The organism is Clostridium sp. 1001275B_160808_H3, from assembly GCF_015550425.1.
Classification (GTDB): Bacteria; Bacillota; Clostridia; order Clostridiales; family Clostridiaceae; genus Clostridium.
Genome location: NZ_JADNAT010000029.1, coordinates 1 through 25,229 on the forward strand (window position 1 = coordinate 1; position 25,229 = coordinate 25,229).

At 27.7% G+C, this 25,229-nt stretch carries 20 protein-coding genes and 1 pseudogene; all 21 read left to right on the forward strand.

Annotation, left to right across the window (positions count from 1 at the left end; genetic code table 11):
• Positions 1-1,686: glycoside hydrolase family 3 C-terminal domain-containing protein (locus tag I2A75_RS16130; protein WP_195266492.1), on the forward strand; the 1,686-nt coding region annotated here is incomplete at its 5' end.
• A gap of 181 nt (positions 1,687-1,867) precedes the next feature.
• Positions 1,868-3,361: a sugar ABC transporter ATP-binding protein gene (locus I2A75_RS16135; RefSeq protein WP_195266494.1), complete on the forward strand. Its 1,494-nt coding sequence runs from the start codon at positions 1,868-1,870 to the stop codon at positions 3,359-3,361.
• 1 nt (position 3,362) lies between these two features.
• Complete coding sequence (locus tag I2A75_RS16140) at positions 3,363-4,367, forward strand: ABC transporter permease (protein ID WP_207733850.1); 1,005 nt, start codon at positions 3,363-3,365, stop codon at positions 4,365-4,367.
• Positions 4,368-4,419: 52 nt separating this feature from the next.
• The gene (locus I2A75_RS16145; protein WP_195266496.1) at positions 4,420-5,454 is read left to right on the forward strand and encodes a sugar ABC transporter substrate-binding protein; all 1,035 of its coding nucleotides are present in this window, start codon (positions 4,420-4,422) and stop codon (positions 5,452-5,454) included.
• Positions 5,455-5,705: 251 nt separating this feature from the next.
• Entirely contained in the window at positions 5,706-6,959 is a 1,254-nt protein-coding gene (locus tag I2A75_RS16150) for an extracellular solute-binding protein (RefSeq protein WP_195266498.1), read from the forward strand.
• 4 nt (positions 6,960-6,963) lie between these two features.
• Positions 6,964-8,724 (forward strand): histidine kinase, encoded by a 1,761-nt coding sequence (locus tag I2A75_RS16155; protein WP_195266500.1) that lies wholly within the window; start codon positions 6,964-6,966, stop codon positions 8,722-8,724.
• Positions 8,725-8,740: 16 nt separating this feature from the next.
• A complete protein-coding gene (locus I2A75_RS16160; RefSeq protein ID WP_207733851.1) occupies positions 8,741-9,538 on the forward strand; it encodes a response regulator in 798 nt (265 codons plus the stop codon).
• A 13-nt stretch (positions 9,539-9,551) separates the two neighbouring features.
• Positions 9,552-10,682 carry a helix-turn-helix transcriptional regulator gene (locus tag I2A75_RS18220; protein ID WP_195266502.1) on the forward strand — a complete coding sequence of 377 codons (1,131 nt, stop codon included), beginning with the start codon at positions 9,552-9,554 and terminating at the stop codon, positions 10,680-10,682.
• Between the two features lie 163 nt (positions 10,683-10,845).
• The gene (locus tag I2A75_RS16170; RefSeq protein WP_195266504.1) at positions 10,846-12,954 is read left to right on the forward strand and encodes a methyl-accepting chemotaxis protein; all 2,109 of its coding nucleotides are present in this window, start codon (positions 10,846-10,848) and stop codon (positions 12,952-12,954) included.
• A gap of 170 nt (positions 12,955-13,124) precedes the next feature.
• Positions 13,125-14,180, forward strand: coding sequence for an aldose epimerase family protein (locus tag I2A75_RS16175; RefSeq protein ID WP_195266506.1), 1,056 nt, complete (start codon positions 13,125-13,127; stop codon positions 14,178-14,180).
• Positions 14,181-14,221: 41 nt separating this feature from the next.
• On the forward strand, positions 14,222-14,872 hold the full coding sequence (fsa, locus tag I2A75_RS16180; protein ID WP_195266508.1) for a fructose-6-phosphate aldolase: 651 nt from the start codon (positions 14,222-14,224) through the stop codon (positions 14,870-14,872).
• A gap of 29 nt (positions 14,873-14,901) precedes the next feature.
• The gene (gene tkt / locus I2A75_RS16185; protein ID WP_195266510.1) at positions 14,902-16,899 is read left to right on the forward strand and encodes a transketolase; all 1,998 of its coding nucleotides are present in this window, start codon (positions 14,902-14,904) and stop codon (positions 16,897-16,899) included.
• A 72-nt stretch (positions 16,900-16,971) separates the two neighbouring features.
• Positions 16,972-18,447, forward strand: a complete 1,476-nt coding sequence (locus tag I2A75_RS16190; RefSeq protein ID WP_195266512.1) for an L-fucose/L-arabinose isomerase family protein — start codon at positions 16,972-16,974, stop codon at positions 18,445-18,447.
• A gap of 145 nt (positions 18,448-18,592) precedes the next feature.
• On the forward strand, positions 18,593-18,772 hold the full coding sequence (locus I2A75_RS16195) for a hypothetical protein (protein ID WP_195266514.1): 180 nt from the start codon (positions 18,593-18,595) through the stop codon (positions 18,770-18,772).
• 1 nt (position 18,773) lies between these two features.
• On the forward strand, positions 18,774-20,327 hold the full coding sequence (locus I2A75_RS16200; RefSeq protein ID WP_195266516.1) for a recombinase family protein: 1,554 nt from the start codon (positions 18,774-18,776) through the stop codon (positions 20,325-20,327).
• Between the two features lie 54 nt (positions 20,328-20,381).
• Positions 20,382-21,206 (forward strand): annotated as a pseudogene (locus I2A75_RS16205) (sugar phosphate nucleotidyltransferase); the annotation flags it as partial.
• A gap of 96 nt (positions 21,207-21,302) precedes the next feature.
• Positions 21,303-21,695: a hypothetical protein gene (locus I2A75_RS16210; RefSeq protein ID WP_195266518.1), complete on the forward strand. Its 393-nt coding sequence runs from the start codon at positions 21,303-21,305 to the stop codon at positions 21,693-21,695.
• 178 nt (positions 21,696-21,873) lie between these two features.
• Complete coding sequence (locus I2A75_RS16215; protein WP_195266530.1) at positions 21,874-22,488, forward strand: PH domain-containing protein; 615 nt, start codon at positions 21,874-21,876, stop codon at positions 22,486-22,488.
• A gap of 294 nt (positions 22,489-22,782) precedes the next feature.
• The gene (ytvI, locus tag I2A75_RS16220) at positions 22,783-23,859 is read left to right on the forward strand and encodes a sporulation integral membrane protein YtvI (protein WP_243242200.1); all 1,077 of its coding nucleotides are present in this window, start codon (positions 22,783-22,785) and stop codon (positions 23,857-23,859) included.
• 180 nt (positions 23,860-24,039) lie between these two features.
• Entirely contained in the window at positions 24,040-24,474 is a 435-nt protein-coding gene (locus tag I2A75_RS16225) for an NUDIX domain-containing protein (protein ID WP_195266532.1), read from the forward strand.
• A gap of 139 nt (positions 24,475-24,613) precedes the next feature.
• Complete coding sequence (locus I2A75_RS16230; protein ID WP_195266533.1) at positions 24,614-25,207, forward strand: zinc dependent phospholipase C family protein; 594 nt, start codon at positions 24,614-24,616, stop codon at positions 25,205-25,207.
• Positions 25,208-25,229 lie beyond the last annotated feature (22 nt).

A 25,229-nucleotide genomic window follows, 5' to 3' on the forward strand; every position in this document is an offset into this window, starting at 1 on the left:
GGACTTCAAGGAGATGGAAAATATTTAAAGACAGCAGCATGTGCAAAACACTTTGCTGTTCATAGTGGTCCAGAAGGTTTAAGACATGAATTTGATGCAGTAGTAAATGAAAAGGATTTATATGAAACTTATTTACCAGCATTTGAAGAAGCAGTAAAAGAAGCTGATGTTGAATCTGTAATGGGAGCTTACAATCGTACTAATGGAGAACCTTGCTGTGGAAGTAAAACTTTATTAAAGGATATATTAAGAGGAAAATGGAATTTTAAAGGACATGTAGTTTCTGATTGTTGGGCACTAGCAGATTTCCATTTACACCATCAAGTAACAAGTACTGCTACACAATCAGCAGCATTGGCTATAAAAAATGGATGTGATTTAAACTGTGGAAATATATATCTTCAAATGTTACTAGCATATAAAGAAGGATTGGTGACAGAAGAAGATATAACAACAGCGGCAGAAAGATTAATGGCAACAAGAATAAGACTTGGAATGTTTGATGAAAACTGTGAATTTAATGATATACCATATGAAGTAAATGATTGTGAAGAGCATAATGATCTTTCACTAGAAGTATCAAGAAAATCAATGGTATTACTTAAAAATAATGGACTCTTACCAATAGATAAGTCAAAACTAAAATCTATTGCAGTAATAGGACCAAATGCTGATAGTCAAATAATGCTTAAGGGAAATTATTCAGGAACAGCATCTAAGTACACAACTATACTTGAAGGAATACAAGAAGCTGTAGATAAGGGTACAAGAGTGTACTATTCAGAAGGATGTCATTTATATAAAGATAGAGTAGAAAATTTAGCTCAGTCTAATGATAGAATAGACGAAGCAGTTTCAGTAGCAGAAAGATCAGATGTAGTAGTATTGTGTTTAGGATTAGACTCTACAATTGAAGGGGAACAAGGTGATACTGGAAATAGTGAAGCAGCAGGAGATAAGGAAAGCCTTGATTTACCAAAAAGCCAACAAATTTTACTTAAGAGTGTTTTAAGTACTAATAAGCCTGTTATAGTAGTTTTAGGTTCAGGAAGTGCTCTTACACTTAATGGATTAGAAGAAAAATGTGCTGCAATATTACAAGCATGGTATCCAGGAAGTCATGGAGGAACTGCAGTAGCAGATTTATTATTTGGAGAATATTCACCAAGTGGAAAATTACCATTAACATTCTATAAAAACACAGATGATCTTCCAGATTTCACTGACTACTCAATGAAGGGAAGAACATACAGATATGTTGAATCAGAAGTTTTATATCCATTTGGATATGGCTTAACTTATTCAAAGGTAGAACTAAGCAATTTAAATATAGAAGAAATTAATAATGATTTTGAAAATGTGAAAGTAAGTATAGATATCAAAAATATAGGCGAATATGATACTGATGAAGTAGTTCAATGCTATTTAAAGGATTTAGAATCTAAATATGCAGTATTAAATCATAGCCTAATTGGATTTAAGCGTGTAAATTTAAGAAAAGGTGAAAGTAAAACTGTAAACTTTGAATTAAGAAGAAAAGAATTCGAAGTTGTAAATGATGAAGGTAATAGAATTCTAGATAGCAAAAGATTTAAATTATTCGTTGGCATATCTCAACCAGATACAAGAAGTATTGAGCTAGTAGGCGTAGAGCCACTAGAAAAAGAAATACATTTAAATAATTAATGATTATATCAATCAATTAACAAGGTGGATTCAGTTAGAATCCACCTTATTTTATTTTACACAAGATGTTTTAAAAGGTAAAAATATCAAAGAATTAAGTAAAGATATTTCATATTATAAATGTTTACAATATTGTAATATAAGTATTGAAAACGATTAATGAAAGAGGGGGGATTATAACTTGAGTAATGTGCTTTTAGAAATGAAAAATATCCATAAAAGTTTTCCAGGAGTGTATGCACTTAAAGGAGCACAATTAAAAATAAGAAAAGGTGAAGTACATGCATTATTAGGAGAAAATGGTGCAGGTAAATCAACATTAATGAAGATACTTGGTGGAGTTCATGAGCAAGATGAAGGGGAAATTCTTGTTGATGGAGTTAGCTATGGAGTAATAACTCCAGAAAAGGCTAAAGAAATAGGGATAGGCTTTGTTCATCAAGAATTAAATTTATCAGAAACTCTAACAGTTGCTGAAAATATTTATATGGGAAGATTGCCTTATAAAAATAAATTATTGAAAATAATAGATTTTGATAAATTACACTCAGATACAGAAAAAATTCTTAAAAGATTAGAGGTTGACATTAAATCTACTGATTTAGTAGAAAAATTACCTACTGCAAAAAAGCAAATGATAGAAATTGCAAAGGCAATAAGTTTGGATGCAAGATTAATAATATTTGATGAACCATCAACATCTTTATCAGAAAAGGACGTTGAAAACTTATTTAAAGTAATAAAAGCTTTAAAAAGTGAGGGAGTTGCAATTATTTATATATCACACAGATTAAAGGAAGTATTTGAAATATGTGATAGAGCTACAGTCTTAAGAGATGGGGCTTATATAAATGAGTGTGAAATGCAGGGAATAGAAGAAAGTCAGCTTATAAATATGATGGTTGGAAGAAATATAACAGAATTATTTCCTAAAGAAATTTTCGAAGCCAAAGAATATGTTTTAGAAGCGGAAGATTTATGTGATTTTAATGGAAAAGTAAAGAATGTAAGCTTTAAAGCTAGAAAAGGAGAAATTTTAGGTATTGCTGGGCTAGTTGGAGCTGGTAGAACTGAATTAATGAGATTAGTTTTTGGTGCAGATCCAATTATGAATGGAAAAATAAAAATGAATGGTAAGGATATAAAGATAAATGCTCCAATAGATGCAATTAAAAATGGAATATGCTTATTAACTGAAGATAGAAAAAGCCAAGGTTTATCATTACAAATGAGTGTTGTTGATAATATAACAATAACTAATTTAAAGTCATTTTTATTAAATCATAAAGAATTAAAACAAATTGGAGAAAGATTCCGAAATGCAATACAAATAAAATTAGCTAATATCGATGTTACAGCAGGAACTCTTTCAGGAGGGAATCAACAAAAGGTAGTTTTAGCTAAATGGTTAAATTCTGATTCACAAGTATTTATATTTGATGAACCAACTAAGGGGATAGATGTAGGTACAAAGGCTGAAATATATGAAATAATGAATGATTTAGTGAGAAATGGAAAAATAGTAATCATAATATCTTCTGAATTACCAGAATTACTAGGAATGTCAGACAGAATATATGTTATGTGTGAAGGAAAAGTAACTGGTGAGCTTACTAGGGAAGAAGCTACTCAAGAGGAAATTATGAAATTAGCTACACTTGGAGGTATTAATTAATATGAGTGAAAAGGTTATGGAAAATAAATTAACAGCTAAAAAGAACAAGCTAGATTTAAAAGGCTTGGCAGTAAAATATTCAATATATTTAGTATTAGTAGTTCTTATTATATCATTTTCAATAATTAGTTCAGACTTTTTAGGTGTGGCTAATATTTCAAACTTCTTTAGACAAATACCAACAGTAGGTATATTAACAGTAGCATATGCAATGATTTTAATAACAGGAAATGTTGATTTGTCTATGGGAGCAAATGCTGCTTTCTCAGGATGTGTAGCAGTATATCTAGCAGTAAATGGATTTAATCCAATAATTTCAATATTAGCAGCTTTAATTGTAGGTGCATTATGGGGATGCCTTAATGGTGTTTTAATAACTAGTTTTAAATTAGATTCATTTATACTTACTTTGGGTACAAGCTATTTAATACGTGGAATAATACTATTTTTAACAAATGGTATTTACATCAAAGGGTTACCTGAATGGTTTTATAAAATATCAAATACAAAAATAGGAACTCCATTAATTCATGCTAACACAGTTATATTCTTCTTAATATTCTTAGTAATTATGTTCATTATGAAAAATACAAGATATGGAAGATATTGTTACTCAGTTGGTTCCAATAGAGAAGCAAGTAGATTATCAGGAATAAATGTTAATAAGCACATAATTAAAGTTTATGTAGTTGAAGGACTTTTAGCAGCAGTAGCAGGGATATTATTAATGTCAAATATCAATGTAGGTGCACCAAGTGAAATAAATGGACCTGAATTATATGCGATGGCTGGTTCTATAATGGGTGGAGTTGCATTTGGCGGCGGTATTGGTAGCATAGGTGGTGCAATAGTAGGGATATTTACTATTCAAGTATTCCAAAATGGATTATCAATTTTAGGTGTAAACTCATTTATACAACAAGCTGTTACTGGAGCAATAATCATAGTGGCTATAGTTGTTGACTTCTATAGAAGAAAAGGAAGCTTAAAGAAGAAGGCAAAATAGAAAATAAATTTACTGAAAACTTAAAAACATTAAAATTTGGGAGGTATTAATTATGAAGAAGAAGATAATAGCATTATTATCAACAGTATGTATGCTAACAGCATTAACAGGTTGTGGAGCAGGAAGTGGAGATGGAAAAGTAGCAGATGGTGATTCAAAGGATAAAAAGGTAATATATTATATTCCAATAAATGATACAGGAGCATATTGGTCACCAATAAGAAAAGCTGCAGAACTTGAAGCAACAGCTTTAGGGTATGAATTAGTAGTAAAAACAACTCCACCAAGTGAAGCACAAAAGAATGAAAGACATATCGGGTTTGTAGATGAAGCAATAAGAAAAAATGTTGCAGGTATAGCTATTGCTCCAATGGATCCAGACATGTTTGATAACAAGGTAAGAGAAGCTAAGGATGCTGGAATTCCAGTAGTAACTTTTGATGCTGATGTAAAAACAGCTGATAATAGAATAGCTTATGTAGGTACTGATAATAAGTTAGCAGGAGAACAATTAGGTGAAAAGGGAGCAGAAAAATTAAAAGAGCAAGGTGTTACAAGTGGTAAAATAGCACTTGTATCAACAAACTTAACACAAACAACAATGACTTATAGACAAGAAGGTATTAAAAAGGGATTTGAAAAAGTAATGGGAGATAGTGCTAAAAACTTCCAATGGTTAGAAGCTGTTCAAGATAACGATCAGTCTTCAGTTTCAAAGCAACAATTAGAAGGTCAAATAGTTGCTAATCCAGATATGGTAGCTGTATTCTCATTAGGTTCAGAAGGTCCAGATACAGGAGTTATGGAAGCTATAAAATCACAAGGTAAAGGCGGAAAAATACAACACTTTGGATTTGACTACACAGCTACATGGGAAAATGGTATAGAAAGTAAATTAATAACTGGTATAGTTGACCAAGATTCATATGAGATAGGAAAAACAGTAATTGATGTTTTAGATAAGCAAATAAAAGGTGAAAAAGTTGAAGAAAATTATCCAATAAAAGTTAAATGGATAGAAGCAAATGAAATAATTAATTATGGAACAGAAAAGCAAAAACAATTCTCTGATGAACAAACTGAATAAAATATTATTGACATAAGAGTAAGAAACAATAATCCATCATAAATTAAAAAAATGTGATGGATTTATTGTATTTTTAATTAATAGATTTGATGAAATAAGCTAAGGACTAATTAACGAATCCTATAGTTCAATATTAGAAAATAGAATTTGTAATAATTTAAGTCATGTTGATTGTAGTATAATATAATAAAAGTATTATTTCATTTATTCCAAGATTAAGGTTGTTTATAAAAAGTGGAGGAGTATGTTTTATGAAAAAGGTATCCATAATTTATATAATTATAGTTTTGATGGTTAATATGTATGGTTGCACAGAAAAGAAAGTTAATGATACAGAGGAAACTATTACGTTAACAATGTGGCATATATGGACACAAAAATCTGATAATACTAACGGTAGTATAGTAGAAGGTGTAATTGAGGAATGGAATAAGAATAATCCGCATATACAAATTAAATCTGAAATAGTAGAAAATGAAAAATACAAAACCAAAATAAAAACAGCAGTTGCAACCAATGAATTACCAGATATATTTTTTTCTTGGGGAAATGGATTTAGTGAACCATTTATTAAGTCTGGAAAAATTTTAAGCCTAGATGAATATATAGATAATGAAACAAAAAGTAATGTAAAGGAAAATATGTTTGATAATATAGAGTACAATGGGAAAATTTATGGACTACCTATTACAATTTCAACAGGAACCTTTTATTATAATAAAAAGCTATTTGAAGAGAATAACCTTGATATACCTAGAAATTATGATGAATTATTACAAGTTATTAAAACATTTTCAAGCATAGGGATAATTCCACTTGGAGCTTCTGGAATGGATAATTGGACAGGTATGATGTATTATGATATTCTAGCTCTTCAAGATGGAGGAGTTGATGGTGTAAAAGAAGCACTAGAAGGGAATAATTACAAGTTATTATTAAAGACTGCTTATAAAATGAGAGAGTTAGTTCAGGCTGGAGCATTTAGTCAAAATAATTTAGATTTAACACGAGATGAATTAGAAATGAAATTCAAAAATGGAGAAGTAGCTATGTACTATACTGGAAATTGGTTTATAGGAGATTTAGAAAATTCAATAGTAAAAGATGATATTATTATAGGTAATTTTCCAGGGAAGGATTCTAATTCTAAGCAAAATGACTTTTTAGGAGGACCAACAGACTATTTGATGATAAGCAATGATTCTAAATATAAAGATGAGGCAGTTGAAGCAATTGAATTTATATGCCAAAGAGTATCAAGAGAATTTTTTGAGTTTGGAGCTGGATTGCCTGCTTGGAATGAAGCTAAAGAGTATGAAGACGTAAACAATTTAAATAAAGAATTAGAAGATTTGACAGATAACTCAAATTACTTTTTATATTGGGATATTTATTTAGGAGAAGAAAAGGGAAATGTTCATAAAAGTTTAGTATATGATTTAATAAATGGCAAAATAAACCCTGAAGAGTTTTCAAATATTATGAGTAATTTAAAACGAGGATAAAAATATGCTTAATAAGTTTAAAATTAGTTCCATAAAAGATAATTATTTAAATTTAAGTATTATGAAAAAAATAGTTATTTATTTTTCTATGGTTTTTGTAATTTCCATTCTATTTATAACTATAGTTTATGAAAAAATAAATACTAGATATACGCTAGAAAAATTAGAACAAAGCTCTTTAGAGGTTTTAGAAAGTGCAAAATCTAATATGAATATAATAATCGGAAATACTAACAATGTTTCCAAAATGATAATATCTTCATATCAAATTCAAAACATTCTAAATCCATATCAAGAAAAGGATAACTCACTAAAAAATGAAGTTAATAAATACTTAATTCAATTTACTAACTTTCAATCAAATATATCATCAATATATATATTAGATTATGAAGGAAGTAAATATTATTCTGATAACTATTCATATAAGACATTAAATTTAAATGATATAAAACATTCAAATTGGTATGAAGAGTTAATTAATAAAAATGGAGACTACATCTTAAAATACAATTGTGGTGGCTTGATAGATGAGGTAGACAGAAATTATGTGTCATTTATTAGGATAATTAATGACATAAATACTCAAAAACCAATAGGAATAATGATTATAAATATAGATGAAGATATGTTCTTTGATTTGGGAACAAATTTAGAAAATAAATATTCAACAAAACTATTAATTAAAAATAATGAAAATGATTTTATAACAAGACCTAGTAATATAGATGTTTTAAGTCAGTTGGAGGAAGATATAGATTATTGCATTAAAAATGGAACTATAACTAAGAACATAGAAAAAAATAATTATATTTTATCAAGTGTTCCAGTAGAGGGGATTAATTGGAATATAGTATCAATTTCCTCGTACAGTAAATTATTAGAGCAGAATAAATATGTAAAATATATATTACTATATTTTATATTAATAAATTTTGTGCTAATATTCCTTGGATCTATGGTAATATCAAAATTCATTACAGGACCTATAAATAAACTTTGTGAATCTATGAATGATGTAGGAGACGGAAAATTCAATATAGTAAATATAAAAACTTATAATGATGAAATTGGACAAATGAAAAATAGGTACAACTGCCTTATTATAGAAATTCAAGAACTTATGAAAAAGATAAAAGAAAATGAAGAGAAAAAGAGACAAATAGAATTAGATTTATTAATGTCTCAAATTAAACCTCACTTTTTATATAATACCTTAGATTCTATTAATTCACTTGCATTATCAGGAGAAAATAAGAAGATATATAAAATGATAAAATCCTTAGGGAAATTTTATAGAGTAAGTTTAAATGGAGGAAAAAATCTAATAAGTATAAAAGAAGAAGTTGATACAATAAGAAATTATCTAATAATTCAAGAAATGAGATATAGAGATTTATTAGAAGTTGAATATAATTTAGATGATTCATGTAATGAATATAAAATAATAAAACTAGTTTTACAGCCATTAGTTGAAAACTCTATTTATCATGGAATAAGAAATAAAAATGAAAAGGGAAAGATAATAATTTCAACATATCACGATGATGAAAGTATTTTTTTAAGTGTTGAGGATAATGGATTAGGAATTGATGAGAATAAAATAAAGAATATTTATGATAATGAAGGAATTGGAGTTGGGTTAAGGGCAACTAAAGAGAGATTAAGAATTTTCTATGGGGAGAAATTTAAATTTGTAGTTGAAAGTAAAGTTGGTATAGGGACTAAAATAACTATAAAAATCCCCAAAAAAAAACTTATATAGAAGAAGGGGGATTCTATTGAAAACAAAGATAATCATTGTTGATGATGAGTATTTAATAAGAAATCTTATACGTAATTGTATAGATTGGGATGAAATAGATATTGAAATAGTTGGAGAAGCTTCTAATGCACATGAGTGCTTAAAATTAATTGAAAAAAATAAACCTGATATAGTCTTAACTGATATAAATATGCCATTGACTAATGGATTAGACATGAGCCAGCATCTTTTAGAAAAATATCCAGAAATTAGAATAATAATAATAACTGGATATGATAAATTTGAATATGCAAAAAGAAGTATAAGATTAGGAATAAGTGATTTTATATTAAAGCCTATAGATGACGAAGAATTAAAAGAGGCAGTTTTAAGGTTAAAAGAAAAAATAGAAAAAGAAAAAGCAGAAATTAATGAAGTAAAAAGTATTAAAGAAACTATTGGAGATCTTACAGAAATAATAGAATTAGAAGAATGTGAAAGCGATAAGTGCGTTAATATTAACCAAATAAAAAAATATATAATAAAAAATATATCTAATAAAGATTTATCATTAAAAAGTGTAGCACAACATTTTTATATAAATTCATCTTATTTAAGTAGGATTTTTAAGGAAAAGACTAATGAGAATTTTGGTGAATATATAATAAAAACAAAAATGGAAATAGCTTTAAAAATGCTAGAAAACCCCAATATTAAAGCTTATGAAATTTCGAAAAAGTTAGGTTTTGATGATCCTAATTATTTTAGTAATTGGTTTAAGAAATATAGTGGATTATCTATAAAGGATTATAGAAATAGTATGGTTAAAAAGTAAGGAGAAAGATTGGGTGGAAGAGTTAGTAGGATATAAAGAGAGTTTTATGGGAAATACTTTAGGAAAAAAGTTGAAGTTTAGATGTTTAATAATAGAGTTTGAAGTTTACAATATTGAGGATGCTTCACTCAATAAAAAGAAACTAATGGAATGTAATTTAAATAATATAATAAGTGATATAGTAAATGAAGATGAGTATTATATTAGTTTTAAATTGATAGAGCAAAAAAGTGGATACGATATATCGTTTGTATATAATAAAAAAATAATGGAAATGAATGGAGAAAACGAAGAGGATTATATAAATTTTTTAAAGGAAAGTATAGAACAAAAAATTAATCATAAGGTTCATATTTATATAGGAAAAGAGGTAAATAATAATAGAGATATAATATTATCTTATAAATCAGCAGAAATATTAAGACTTTTAGTAAATTCATCTGATTTAAATTATTATGATAATATAGTTAATGAAAACAATTCTTCATATAAATTAGGCAAAATATATATTGATGAATTAATAGAGCAAGTTCAAGAAAATAATGAAGAGAAAATAATAGAAAATATAGATTTGCTATATGATAGTTTTAAAACTAATTCAGTATCATTGGAATTTATAAAAATGGATTTTAACTATTTAACATATAGAATAATTATGCTTATTAAGGATTTAGATTTAGAATGTAATAATAACAAAATCATTGAGTTTATTACTTATGATTTACATGAGAATTTAATGAGAAGAGGAAGTAATAGATACTTGAAAGGTTTTTTACTTGAATTATCAGGGTATTTAAAAAAGATTAAAGAAAATATAAGTGATAATGTATTAAATTATGTAATAAAAGAAGTAGCTGAAAATTATATGGACAAGCTAAGTTTAAAATCAATAAGTGAAAAATATTACATTAATAGCGCATATCTAGGACAATTGTTTTTAAAAAAATATAATAAAAGCTTCAAGGATTATTTAAATGAATTTAGAATAGAAAAAGCGGTTTATTTATTACTTAATACAAATAAAAAAGTATATGAAATAGCAACAATGGTTGGATATAGCAATACGGATTATTTTATAAAAAGATTTATGGAAGTAAAAGGTATGACGCCATTACGGTATAAACGAAATAAGATAAAGTATTAGAAAGAATAAAATGACAAAATATGTCTATATATAGATAATTAATTTCTTGTTTGATTGAAAAAGAGTATAGTATTATGAGAATAATGATAAAAGTAAATGCAATCTTTTTTGAAAACGATTAATAAGGGGCTGTTTATTACTATATAGGTATAAGGAGAAAAATATGAAAAAGAAAATACTAAAGCTATTTGATAAAAATAAAGATAGTTTAAAAACAAAAAAGTTCAAATTAAACAATCTTTATAACTTATCAAGAAACATTAGCATAAAATATAGGTTAATATTCTTTTATGGATTTTTGATACTTTCTATATTGTTGTTTATAGGTATAACATCTTTGTTTCAATATAGAGATGCCATTAATCAGAAAAGTAAGAAGTTTTCTTCGCAAATTACTTCGCAAATTAAGAGAAATATTTCAAATGAAATGGATAAACATTCAGATTTAGCTAAATCATTATCTATGGAGCCAGACATTCAAAATTACTTAATGAATAGTAAGAATATGGATTATAATGAAAAATATCAAATGACTATATCTTTATCTAAATTAATGAGAATTAGAGCTCTAGCAAATAAAAACTTAGAAAATATAAGTATTTTAGATAGTGAGAACAATAGCTTAGGAAATACTGCAATAAGTATGTTAGATTATTTGAAAGAAAATGAGATCAATGATCAAAAGTGGATTTTACAAAAGAATGATGATGTATATTCAATTTATAATATTACTCCAATAAATTCTCCGAATAATGGTAAAAAGATGGGATTATTAATTCAAGAAATAGACCCTAATATTTTTTCAAATGTACTAAAAGATATAGATTTAGGAGAAGGATATAATGTATCAATAGTAGGGTTAGATGGAACGATTATAGGGAATACTGATAAGATTAACATAGGACAGAAATACAAAGAAGAGAAGATTATAGAAGATGTTAACAGAGAAATTAGCCTACTAGGCGAAAAGGAAGAAAATATAGAAAAAACATTTTCTGGTTCAAATAATAAACAATTAATATCTTTTGCAAGTATAGAAGCTAATGATTGGTATTTATTATCTACTATCCCATATAGTTATTTAAACAAGGAAGCTAATAAGATTAGCATAAATATAATAATAATAGGCTTAATCTCTTTTGTAATAGCTATGATTATTTCTATATTAATATCAAGAGGTATTTCAAGATCATTGCAAGATTTAATTAATCATATGGATAAGGCTAAAGGCGGAGATTTACACATCAATATAAATGATAATTACAAGGATGAAATAGGAAAAGTTAATGGTGCATTTAAAGAAATGCTTAAGAAAATAAGCGTGTTAATAGAAGATATAAAAAGCTTAATTGATAATATATCTAATGGAACAAAAGTAATTTCTATAGCAGCAGAGCATTCATATGCAGTTTCAGAAGAAATATCAGCAACTATGGTAGAAATAGAAACAGGAGCTGTTGGACAAGTATCTAGTGCAACTGAAAGCTTAGATTGTATGAATAATTTATCAAATGAGATAAATATAGTTAATGAAAAAGCAAGCAATGTATTAAGTCATTTAGAAAAGGCAAAATATTTACAAAATGGAGCAGTAGATACAGTAAAAGTATTGAATTTAAGGGCAGGAGAAACTAATGAAATATCTTTGGAAATTGTAAATCAAATAAATGCTTTAAATCATGAAGTAAAAGAAATTAAAGACATAGTTGATATAATAAAAGATATATCAGAGCAAACTAATTTATTGTCATTAAATGCAGCAATAGAAGCAGCAAGAGCTGGTGAAGCTGGAAAGGGATTTGCAGTAGTGGCAGATGAAGTTAGAAACTTAGCAAATAAGTCAAAGGAATCTTCAATAAGAATATCTAATATAATAAGCAATATTCAAAGGAAAACAGATGGAGTTGCTAATATGGCAAATAATTCAAAGGGCGTAATTATACAACAAATGGACGCTTTAAAAAATACTAGTTCAGCTTTTAATGATATCTTCTATTCAATGGGGAAAATTGATATTGAACTAAAAGAAGTCTTTGAATCTATAGAGAGAATAGTTGAGTCAAAGGAAGTTACAAAGACTGCAATAGAAAGTATAGTATCTATATCAGAAGAAACAGAAGCAACAACTAGAGAAGTATCAAGTGCTACTCAAGAGCAAATAAAAGAAATAGAAAAGGTATCTGATTTTTCAAAGGAGTTAGATGCAATAGTAGAAAAGGTAAAATATACAGTTTCCTATTTTAATGTAGATGATTCTAATAATGTAAACTAATAATATTTTAAAGAAGGAGTATATCCTTCTTTTTTTATAAAAATATAAATTGAAATTCAAATTAATCAATAGGATAAATATTGTCCATAAAAACATAAGTAATTTCTTGTAGCATGAATCAGGTATATTATAAGATAAATATGAATATAAGATTAAGTGGGGGGAAGAATATGTCTATAGTTGAACAGTCATTTGGAACAACAAAAAGTGGCATAGAAGTAAAAAGCTATACCTTAACTAATAAAAATAAAATGGAAGTTAAAATAATAACTTATGGTGGAGCTATAGTAGAAATTAATGCTCCAGATAAAAATGATAACTTTAGCGATGTTATTTTAGGATATGACAGTATTGAAGGATATGAAAATGGAAAGAAATTTCATGGAGCTTTAATAGGAAGATGTGGAAATAGAATAAAAGATAGTAGATTTACAATTAATAATGAAGAGTATGTTTTAGCAGCAAACGATGGAGTAAATCATCTTCATGGGGGCAGAAAAGGTTTTGATAAGGTTGTATGGGATGCAGAAATAATTGATGACGAAAACAATATATTAAAATTGTCATACTTAAGTAAAGATGGAGAAGAAGGATATCCAGGAAACTTAAATGTAAATGTATTCTATTCTCTTACAGCAGATAATGAGATAAAGATAGAATATAGAGCTGTTAGTGATAAAGATACAGTAGTTAATCTTACTAATCATGCATATTTCAATCTTAGAGGACATTCTTCAGGTGACATTTTAGATCAAAAGTTAATGGTTAATGCTGATAATTTCACTGTAAATGATAGATATTCAATTCCAACTGGAGAAATAAGAAGTGTAGAAAATACTCCTATGAATTTTAAGGAATTAAAAGCTATAGGAGAAAATATAAACGATCAAGATGAGCAAATTGAATTTGGACAAGGCTACGATCATAATTGGTTACTAAACTCAAAAGGAGATTTATCGGTTTCATCAGCTAAACTTGTTGATGAAGTAAGTGGACGAGTTATGGAAATGTATACAACGAATGTAGGAGTGCAAGTCTATAGTGGTAATTTTCTAGATGGATCTGAAATAGGTAAAAATAATGTAGCTTATGAAAAAAGAAGTGGAGTATGCTTAGAAACGCAATTTGTTCCTAATGCTATAAATGATAATAATTTTGAAACTTCATTACTTAAGGCAAATGACGAGTATAGACATACTACAATATATAAATTTACAACTATATAACTAATAAAAAAGATTTATAGATAAAAGGAGAGGTAGTAATAATGAGATTTTTCTTAGATACAGCAAATGTAAGTCATATTAGAGAAGTAAATGAAATGGGAGTTATTTGTGGAGTAACAACAAACCCATCTCTTATAGCAAAAGAAGGCAGAGATTTTAATGAAGTAATAAAGGAAATTACAGAAATCGTAGATGGACCAATTAGTGGGGAAGTAGTTAGTGAAGATGCTGCTGGAATGATAAAAGAAGGTAGAGAAATAGCTAAAATCCATAAAAATATGATAGTAAAAATTCCTATGACAGGCGAAGGATTAAAGGCAACTAAAGTTTTAAACAATGAAGGTATAAAAACTAATGTAACTTTAGTATTTTCAGCTACTCAAGCTTTACTTGCAGCAAATGCAGGGGCAACATATGTTAGTCCATTCCTTGGAAGATTAGATGATATATCAATGACAGGTATGGATTTAATAAGAGATATTTCAGAGATATTTAGCATACACCAAATAAATACAAAAATAATTGCAGCAAGCGTAAGAAATCCAATACATGTTTTAGATGCAGCTAGAGCAGGAGCAGATATAGCAACAGTTCCTTATGAACTAGTTAAACAAATGTTAAAGCATCCATTAACAGATCAAGGTCTTGAAAAATTTAAGGCAGATTGGGAACAAGCTTTTGGAAATAAATAAGATATTGATTATAAGGAAGTGAGGGAAATATGAATAGAGAATTAGATAAGTTATCAATAAATGCTATAAGAGTTTTATCAGCAGATGCAATACAAAAGTCAAATTCTGGCCATCCAGGATTACCACTTGGAGCAGCTACAATGGCCTTTACTTTATGGAGCAAAATGAATCACAATGGAAAAAATCCAAATTGGGATAATAGAGATAGATTTATATTATCAGCAGGACATGGTTCAATGCTTGAATATTCCTTATTACATTTGTTTGGATATGGAATAGGTATAGAAGAGATCAAAAATTTTAGACAAGTTGGAAGCTTAACTCCAGGACATCCTGAGTATAAACATACAAAAGGTGTAGAAATAACAACAGGTCCACTTGGTCAAGGGATATGTAATGCTGTAGGTATGGCTATTGCAGAAGCATATTTAGCACAAAAGTTTAATAAGGACAAGTTTGATATTATTGATCACTACACATATACAATTGTTGGTGATGGCTGTCTTATGGAAGGAATTTCAGGAGAAGCTTCATCATTAGCTGGAACATTAGGTCTTGGAAAATTAATTGCCCTTTATGATTCAAATAATATTTCAATAGAAGGTGATACTGATATCGCTTTTAGGGAAGATGTTGCAAAAAGATATGAAGCATATGGATGGCAAGTTATTAAAGTTCAAGATGGAAATGATATAGATGCAATTTCAAGTGCCATAGATGAAGCAAAAGCAGAAACTTCAAAACCTTCTATTATAATAGTTAAAAATATAATAGGCTTTGGATGTCCTGCAAAGCAAGGAAAAGCATCAGCGCATGGAGAACCATTAGGTGAAGAAAATATCAAAGCATTAAAAGAAAACCTAGGATGGAAGCTTGAGCCTTCTTTCTATGTTCCAGATGAAGTATATGAAAATATGAATAAATATATTAATAAAGGAATAGAAAAAGAAGAAAAGTGGAATGAGTTATTTAATGAATATAAAAATTCTTATCCTGAATTAGCAGATGAATATGTTAAGTGGATAAAAAATGAAGTAGATAAAGATGAATTATTAAATAATGAAGAATTCTGGAGCTTTGATAAAGAAATGGCAACTAGAGAATCTTCAGGAATTATAATAAATAGATTAGCAAGTATTGTTCCAAATTTAATTGGGGGATCAGCAGATTTAGCTCCTTCAAATAAGAGTTATATGAACAATAAAGGAGATTTTTCAGCGGAAGATAGAAGTGGACAAAATCTTCACTTTGGAGTAAGAGAACATGCAATGGCAGCGATATCTAATGGTATATATGCTCATGGTGGACTTAAGATATTCTGCTCAACATTCTTTGTTTTCAGTGACTATATGAAGGGGGCAATGAGATTATCTTCTTTAATGAAGCTACCAGTAACATACGTTTTAACTCACGATAGTATTGGAGTAGGAGAAGATGGTCCAACTCATCAACCTATAGAACAATTAGCAGCACTAAGAAGTATGCCAAATATGGCAGTGTTTAGACCTGCCGATTCAAAGGAAACAGCTGCAGCATGGTATTATGCTTTAACTAATGGTGAAACACCAACATCATTAGTATTAACAAGACAAAAGTTGCCACTATATGAAGGGTGTCCAAAGAGAGCATTAAAAGGTGGATATATAATTAAGGAATCTAAAAAAGAAGTTCCAGATATTATATTAATGGCATCAGGTTCAGAAGTGGAATTAGTGTATAAGGCTGCTGACAAGCTTTTTGAACAGGGTATTGATGCGAGAGTAGTAAGTATTCCTTGTTTTGAATTATTTAATGCTCAAGATAAGGATTATAAAGAAAGTGTACTTCCAAATAGAGTACGTACAAGATTAGCAGTAGAAGCTTTAACTTCATTTGGATGGCACAAGTATGTAGGGTTAGATGGAGATATAATATCCCTTGATACCTTTGGAGAATCAGGAAATTCAAATGAATTATTTAAGAAATTTGGATTTACAGTAGAAAATGTTGTTGAGAAATCAATAAATTGCATTATTAAAAATAGATAAATTTAAATATATATCAGTTCATAAGAATATTTAATGTTTAGAATTTACAAAAGTTATTTGGAGGAGATATAAATGAATAATATACCAAAGGTTAAGCTAGGAATAGTAGCAGTAAGTAGAGATTGTTTTCCAATGGAATTATCAGCAAATCGTAGAAAAGCTGTAGTTGAAGCATATAACGGAGAAATATATGAATGTCAAGTAACAGTAGAAAATGAAGTTCATATGAGACAAGCATTAAAAGATATAAAGGATGCAGGTGTAAATGCTTTAGTAGTTTATTTAGGTAACTTTGGACCAGAAACATCAGAAACATTATTAGCAAAAGAATTTGATGGACCAGTAATGTTTGTTGCTGCAGCTGAAGAAACTGGAGATGACTTAATAGGAGGAAGAGGAGATGCTTATTGTGGAATGTTAAATGCTAGCTATAATCTAGCACTTAGAAATGTAAATGCATATATTCCAGAATATCCAGTAGGAACAGCAGATGAAGTTTCAGAAATGATTGAAGAATTTATTCCAGTAGCAACAGCTTTAATTGGACTTAAAAACTTAAAAATAATTTCTTTTGGACCAAGACCACAAGATTTCTTAGCTTGCAATGCACCAATTAAGCAATTATATAATTTAGGAGTAGAAATTGAAGAAAACTCTGAATTAGATTTATATGCAGCATTTAATGACCACAAAGATGACCCTAGAATTCCAGATGTAATTGCAGATATGGAAAAAGAATTAGGCGAAGGAAATAAAATGCCTGGTATTTTACCTAAGCTTGCACAATATGAACTTACATTATTAGATTGGATGGAAGGACATAAAGGGTCAAGAGAATTCGTAGTATTTGCTAATAAGTGCTGGCCATCATTCCAAACTCAATTTGGATTTGTTCCATGCTATGTTAATAGCAGATTAACAGCTAAAGGAATAGCAGTATCATGCGAAGTTGATATTTATGGAGCATTAAGTGAATATATTGGAACTTGCATAAGTCAAGATGTTGTAACTTTACTAGATATTAATAATACAGTTCCAAAAGATATGTATGAGTCAGATATCAAAGGAAAGTTTAACTATACATTAAAAGATACATTTATGGGATTCCACTGTGGTAATACAGCAGCATGCAAATTAACAAGCTGTACTATGAAAAATCAAATGATTATGGCAAGAGCTTTAGAGCCAAATCAAGAGCCAAACATTACAAGAGGAACTCTTGAAGGAGATATAGTTCCAGGAGAAATAACTTTCTTCAGATTACAAAGTAATGCAGATGCAGAGCTTACTGCATATGTTGCAGAAGGCGAAGTATTACCAGTTGCAACAAGATCTTTTGGGGCAATAGGAATATTTGCAATTCCTGAAATGGGAAGATTCTATAGACATGTGTTAATAGAAGGAAGATATCCTCATCATGGAGCAGTTGCATTTGGACACTTTGGTAAGGTAATCCATAATTTATTTAGATACTTAGGAGTTAAGGAAATAGGCTTTAATCAACCTAAAGGAATGCTATATAAAACAGAAAATCCATTTATAAAATAATATATTAATTTTTTTTATTGCACTATAAAAAGGCTGTATCATATCACCAGATACGGCCTTTTTACTTTAATAAAATAAAATATAAGCATATCCACAAAATGTTATAAATAAAATTCTATATAAACAATTATTATGAGGGATTGGCTTGGTAAATATTAATAATAAAGTTTATTTTGGAGATGAAAACCTGGAGGAATTACTTTATGAAGTAATTAAAAATAAATTATTACAGGTGACACATGATATAAAAAACGGAGATAGTAGTATTATCTTGGATAAAAAGTTAAATCCATCTTTAGAAGATAAAGTAGAGGTGGATAAATAGAATGAAAAAGATATGGAATGTAGCTATATATGCAAGGGTTTCAACAGATAAAAAGGATCAAAGTGAATCTATTCCGGCACAAGTTGGTAATTTAAAAAAATGGCTTTTAGAAAAAGAAATAAGTGATATTAATTCTGTATATAATTTAATCGATATTTATGAAGATCAAGGAACATCTGGATCTACATTCGAAAGACAAGCTTTTATTAGGATGAAACAAGCTATTGAAGATAAAAAGATTAATATGATTCTTACACGTGATTTATCAAGATTTTCAAGAAATTATGTTTTAGCAGGATATTATCTAGAGGATTATTTTAAAGTTAATAATGTAAGATTTGTATCTGTTTTAGATAATGTAGATACAGAAAATGAGTTTAATGATATCATTCCATTTAAAAATATTTTGAATGAAATGTATATTAAGGATTGTAGTAAAAGAGTAAGAAGTGCCTTATTAGAAAGAATGCAAAGAGGTTCATCTATTGCCAGCAAGCCTCCATATGGCTATAAATTTGAGGAATACTATGAGGGAAATCAAAAAACTATAGTATTAGTACCAGAAGGTGGAGAAGCTACAGAGGTTATAAAAGAAATTTTTACATTATATATAAGTGGATGGGGAGCAGGAAAAATTGCTAATTATTTAAATGAAAAAGGCATAGAGCCACCATCAGCAAGATTAAAAAACTTTAAAAATAAAAAGACTGGGTTATGGAATAGCAATACTATATTTTCTATATTAAAAAATCCTAAGTATGGCGGATATATGGCACAACAAAGATGGAAAAAGGTAAGTTATAAAATAAATCAAGTTAGGGCTACAGATGAAAGTGAATGGATATGGGGAGGGGAGTTCGATGGAATAATAGACAAGAATACATTTAATAATGTTCAAAGGCTACTAAGCGAAAGAAGTAGTGGATATAGATATAAAAATGGGGTTTTGCACCCATTTTCAAGAGTTTTAAAATGTGGGGATTGTAACGGCTCAATGACTTATAAAGCACAATATAAAGGATATAAATGTTCAAATAGTCAAAAGGGTGGGAGTAGGTGTACAGCTCATAGCGTAAAGGAAGATTATTTAATAGAAATCATAAAAGAAAATTTAATAAAGTTAATAGATGAAAATATAGATAAAAACAAATATTATAATCTAATAAAAGATATAAAGATAGACAATAATTTTGAGAAAGAATTACTCACAGTTGAACATGAGTTATCCACATTAGATAATAAATTCCAAAAGTTATATGAGGATAAATTAACAGATTTAATCACAGAAAGAAATTTTAATAATATGGTTAAGGTTATTCAAGATAAACAAGAAAAACTAATTAAAAGAAATAAAGAACTGCATACAATGATTGATAATAGTATTAATAATAATAGCTTAGAAATATATAATAATAAAATAAAGCGGATATTAGAGCTTAAAGAAATAGACAGAGAATTTATAGAGGCAGTAGTAGATAAAATTATTGTTACAGAAAATAAAGAAAAGCAAGAAAAAATGATTGAGGTGTATTTTAAGTTTAGTAATAAAATATAAAGTTTGAGTTGTAATTAGTAATATATAAGTATTATAAAAATAGCCTTTATCATTAACAAAGAAACCGCTACATGTATAGGTCTATCTGCTGTTAAGCTTTTGAAGAAAGATGGAGATGCTGTTATGGTTGTATTGCCTTCTGATCATCATATAGAAAACGAGAAGGTTTATATAGAAACATTATCACAAGCTGTGGATATCGCAAATAAAAGACGGGGAATAGTAACACTTGGTATATCTCCAACAAGAGCAGAAACAGGCTATGGGTATATCGAGATGGGACAAAGAATACAATCATCAGAGATACCAACTTATAAAGTAGCTAGGTTTACTGAAAAACCTAATGTGGAAGTCGCAAAAGACTTTTTATTAAAAGGAACTTATTTATGGAATTCAGGAATGTTTGTTTTTAGAGCAGATGTAATATTAAGAGAAATAGAAAAATATCTTCCACAACTATATAAATCATTAATGGAAATATATAAGCATATTGGGGAAGAAGATGAAGAAGAAGTTATTAACGAGCAATATTCATTAATAGATGGAATATCAATAGATTTTGGAGTTATGCAAAAAACTAGAAAGGCTTTCGTTATAAAAAGTGATTTTGTATGGGATGATATAGGAAGCTTTTCAGCACTAAGTAGATATTTAGAAGAAAAGAAAGATAATAAAACAAGTAATAATGTATATTTGCAAGATAGTGAAAATTGCTCTATATTTGGAGATAAAAATTTAATAATTGGATTAGGAATAAAAGATTTAGTTATAGTAGATGCTGGAGATGTTATTCTTATAATGGACAAGAATAAGGATCAGGAAATAAAACATTTACTAAGTGATCTGACTAATAAACCTGAATATGAAGACTACATTTAGAGGGAAGATTGATCTTCCCTATTTTATTTGTAATATTCTATTAATTTTATGATAAAATATACATATAATAGTTAAATTAATTAAGGAGGATTAGATTTGGGTAAAGGAGTAAGCATTCAGTGTAAGAGATGTGATTATAGTGCAACGTTATTTGAAGGGATTGGTTCTAGGACTAAAGACTTCGAAGTGTTTAGAGGAGAGCTTACTAAGAAAAGAAATGACAGTATAGACTTTATATTAAGTAAGAAAAATATTAACAATATAAGCTATTATAATGCATATGTAAAATGTGATAAGTGTGGAAATTTAGCAACAGTTCCTTACGTAGAAATTAATTATGATGATAATAAAATTTTCAAATTAGAGTATAGCTGTGAAATATGTAGAAGTAAATATAAGGTAGTTAGTGAAGATGAGATAGTTAACAGTAGATGTCCAATTTGTAATTACGAGCATTTACAAAATTCTAGAAGTATATTTTGGGATTAATAGAAAGCAAAAAAAGGTTATATTTTTATATGAGTTTTTGTAAATGTATTCATGAATATTTTCTTTTAGATATAAAAATAAATTTTAATAATAAATAATTCGATAAAATAAAATATATATGTGTTATTAAAAAGTTACTATATAAATAAAAAAATTATAAGGATTTGGGAGGGTATATATGTTAAAAAAATTAGCTTCAGATGCTCTAGGACTAAGTGATATAGGAAAAATAATTGATAAAAAGGATTTTAATAAGGTGGATGCAGATGATTATATAATGCATGAAGATGGAGAACAAATATTTTTCCTTATAAAATCAAGAACTGATGAGTATTGCTTCACTAATTTAGCTCTTATTCATGTTGATGGTACATCTGCTGTAAGTAAAAAGAGACTTGTGACAAGATATGATTATTATAGGAATGAAATTAGAAATGTTGCTATAGAAACAGCTGGGACTATAGATCTGGATTGTGAAATTAAATTTATTATTGGAGAAACAGCTTTTTCAATAGATGTAGATAAAAATCAAATAGAACAATTAAAGGATTTATATAAATCATTAATTAGAATATCTCATATAATACATGAAAATGATATTATGCTTACTAAATCTGAAGAAACTTTAAAAATAGCAGCCAGTGCTTGTGCATCAAGTAAGGTTGTTGAAGGAAATGCAGCAGAAATATTTAAAGATATAAATGAGTATGCTTTTAATTGGACAAAGATAAGTAGAGAAAATTACATTAAAAAAGATTTTTCTGATGTGTTTAAGAATTATATAAATAACTAATATTAATAACCATAAACTTATTTACTAAATATTAAGTTTATGGTTATTTTTTATATAAGTATTTGTAGAAGTTCATCTATTATTAATGCAATACTTAAATTTATTTAACAATAGAGGATATTAAATTGATTTAAATATTGAATATAATTTTTTATTAAGTCATGATTACATGGATTTTTATTTAAATATATATATTTTTATAATGAATTCTGAATTTTAAATTAATATTGAAATTATAAATTTAAAATTAAATTTATTTATTGTATAATCAATATAAAATATAAGGAGATTAAGATGATGGGTGTAGAGAAAAAAAGAGAATTTATAATTAATACGCTGTACTTAGCAATCGTTTCTGCAATAATATATATTGCAATTAGATATGGGCTAGCTTGGTTTTTACCATTTGTAATAGGATTTGGAATAGCATTTATATTAAAGCCATTGATAAATCTAATATCAAGAAAATCTGGGGTAAATAGGAAGGCGGTTGCTGGTATTACAGTTTTAATTTTTTATACAACAGTTGGAGCCTTATTTACATTAATTATAGTAAAGGTATTTGTTGCATTAAAGGAATTATTTATTAAATTGCCAGGCATTTATATGACTTCTATAGAACCTGCAATATTTCAGTTATCTAGCGGATTTGAAGATATATTGATAAAATTAGATCCTACTTTAGTGCAAGCTATAAGAGATATTATATCCTCGTTTACAGAATCATTAGGAGCTGTAATTTCTAGTATATCATCAGGCGTTGTTGTATTTGTATCATCAACAGTTACTTCTGTACCAACATTTTTTATTATAGTTATATTTTCCATTATTGCATCTTTCTTCTTTGCGATGGATTATACAAATATAACAAGTTTTATAACAAGACAATTTTCTGAAAAAACTTCTAGTTTGATATTTGATGTTAAAGATTATATAGTTGGTACCTTATTTAAATTTGTAAAGGCTTATTCAATAATAATAACAGTAACTTTTATAGAACTAGCTATAGGGCTATCTATATTAAGGATAGAGGGCGCAATTACAATAGCATTATTAATAGCTTGTGTAGATGTACTTCCTGTACTTGGAACAGGTGGGATAGTTATACCTTGGATTATAATAGAATTAATTAGAGGTAATATAGCTTTAGCAATAGGATTAACTATAGTTTATGTTGTTATAACAATAGTAAGAAACGTTTTAGAACCAAAAGTTGTAGGACAGCAAGTTGGGTTGCATCCTATAATAATGTTGATGTGTATGTTTATAGGAGTTAAAATATTTGGATTCCTAGGATTATTTGTATTACCTATAATAGTTATAATATTAAAAAACTTAAATGATAGTGGAAAGATACATATATTTAAATAGGAAGACAATAAAAATTATTATTTAAGAAAATTTAAAAGTGAATTAAGTAATTTATTAAAAGATAGTGAATAAACGATATATTAATATTTATTAAAAGATGTAGATATATGAAAGTATAGATTATTATACTGAATATATCTATTATTTTATAAATAATACCTTTATAAATAGGAGTAGCATATGAAAATTGAATTTTATGAAAAAAATATAGTAGAAAATGAAAAATTACTTTATGCAATAATTGTATCAAGATATAAGAATAAATGGATATTTGTTAAACATAAAGAACGAGATACGTGGGAAATTCCAGCAGGACATAGAGAAATTAATGAAGATATAAATTTTACGGCAAAAAGAGAATTATTTGAAGAAACAGGAGCTAAGGAATTTGAAATATTATACATGAACGATTATTCTTTAGAGATTAATGGAAAGAAAAGTTACGCGGCATTATTCTTTGCTGAAATATATTCTTTAGGAGATTTGCCGGATTTTGAAATAGGAGAAATTAAAGAATTTGATAATATACCTAAAAATTTAACTTATCCAGATATACAACCTAAATTATTCGAAAAAATAAAAGAAGTATTAAAGGTAAATATTAACAAATTATAGATTTAAGGTTATAATGGTTAAGAGAGAAGGCAATTACTAATATGATAATAAGTGGGGCTATATACAAGAAAACATATTTGTTTTTTATCATCTATAGTATTATCATATAGTTAAATAAGAAAAGCGAGGTGAGGAAATTATGATGATGAATACTCACAAAGCTTTAGCACAACAATTTATAAGCAATGTAGAAGAGGATAAAGTCTTTATAATAAATGATGGACATTTTATATGGGGAAACTTAAAACCTGATTCTGTATCAAAATATAAATTTAAAAAACACTATATAGATGAAAGTTTTGATATGGTTGTTAAAAAGATAGAATTTTTATCCTCATTAACTTTAGATGATATCTATAGTAGATATTCATCTAAAAAATTTAATCAAGAGCTAGGCGTTGTTTGTCATTTTTTATGTGACTTTTTCTGTATTCCACATTTTCAAAGATGGGAATTTAAAAGTGCTAATGCTATGAAGGAACATGTATTATATGAAAATGAATTAAATAAATTTTCTAAGGATTATAATATAAAAAGAGATATGAATTTCCACCTAACATCAGAAGAAATTGGGAAGTATATAATGAAACTTCAAAAAGAATACGAAGGAATAGCCTCATACGAGAAAGATTTACTTTTTGCTAGTCATATTTGTAGTACTGTTGTGAATATGGTATTAAACGAAGTAGTTTTAAATCAAAAGTTAAAAGAGCATATAGCTTTAGTAATATAGAGAGTCAATAGACTCTCTATTT

Excerpts from the sequence above, each read along its gene's own strand:
- I2A75_RS16140 (WP_207733850.1), top strand. The coding sequence starts at position 3,363 with ATGAGTGAAAAGGTTATGGAAAATAAATTAACAGCTAAAAAGAACAAG.
- I2A75_RS16145 (WP_195266496.1), top strand. The coding sequence starts at position 4,420 with ATGAAGAAGAAGATAATAGCATTATTATCAACAGTATGTATGCTAACA.
- I2A75_RS16150 (WP_195266498.1), top strand. The coding sequence starts at position 5,706 with ATGAAAAAGGTATCCATAATTTATATAATTATAGTTTTGATGGTTAAT.
- I2A75_RS16155 (WP_195266500.1), top strand. The coding sequence starts at position 6,964 with ATGCTTAATAAGTTTAAAATTAGTTCCATAAAAGATAATTATTTAAAT.
- I2A75_RS16170 (WP_195266504.1), top strand. The coding sequence starts at position 10,846 with ATGAAAAAGAAAATACTAAAGCTATTTGATAAAAATAAAGATAGTTTA.
- I2A75_RS16175 (WP_195266506.1), top strand. The coding sequence starts at position 13,125 with ATGTCTATAGTTGAACAGTCATTTGGAACAACAAAAAGTGGCATAGAA.
- fsa (WP_195266508.1), top strand. The coding sequence starts at position 14,222 with ATGAGATTTTTCTTAGATACAGCAAATGTAAGTCATATTAGAGAAGTA.
- tkt (WP_195266510.1), top strand. The coding sequence starts at position 14,902 with ATGAATAGAGAATTAGATAAGTTATCAATAAATGCTATAAGAGTTTTA.
- I2A75_RS16190 (WP_195266512.1), top strand. The coding sequence starts at position 16,972 with ATGAATAATATACCAAAGGTTAAGCTAGGAATAGTAGCAGTAAGTAGA.
- I2A75_RS16200 (WP_195266516.1), top strand. The coding sequence starts at position 18,774 with ATGAAAAAGATATGGAATGTAGCTATATATGCAAGGGTTTCAACAGAT.
- I2A75_RS16215 (WP_195266530.1), top strand. The coding sequence starts at position 21,874 with ATGTTAAAAAAATTAGCTTCAGATGCTCTAGGACTAAGTGATATAGGA.
- ytvI (WP_243242200.1), top strand. The coding sequence starts at position 22,783 with ATGATGGGTGTAGAGAAAAAAAGAGAATTTATAATTAATACGCTGTAC.
- I2A75_RS16225 (WP_195266532.1), top strand. The coding sequence starts at position 24,040 with ATGAAAATTGAATTTTATGAAAAAAATATAGTAGAAAATGAAAAATTA.
- I2A75_RS16230 (WP_195266533.1), top strand. The coding sequence starts at position 24,614 with ATGATGATGAATACTCACAAAGCTTTAGCACAACAATTTATAAGCAAT.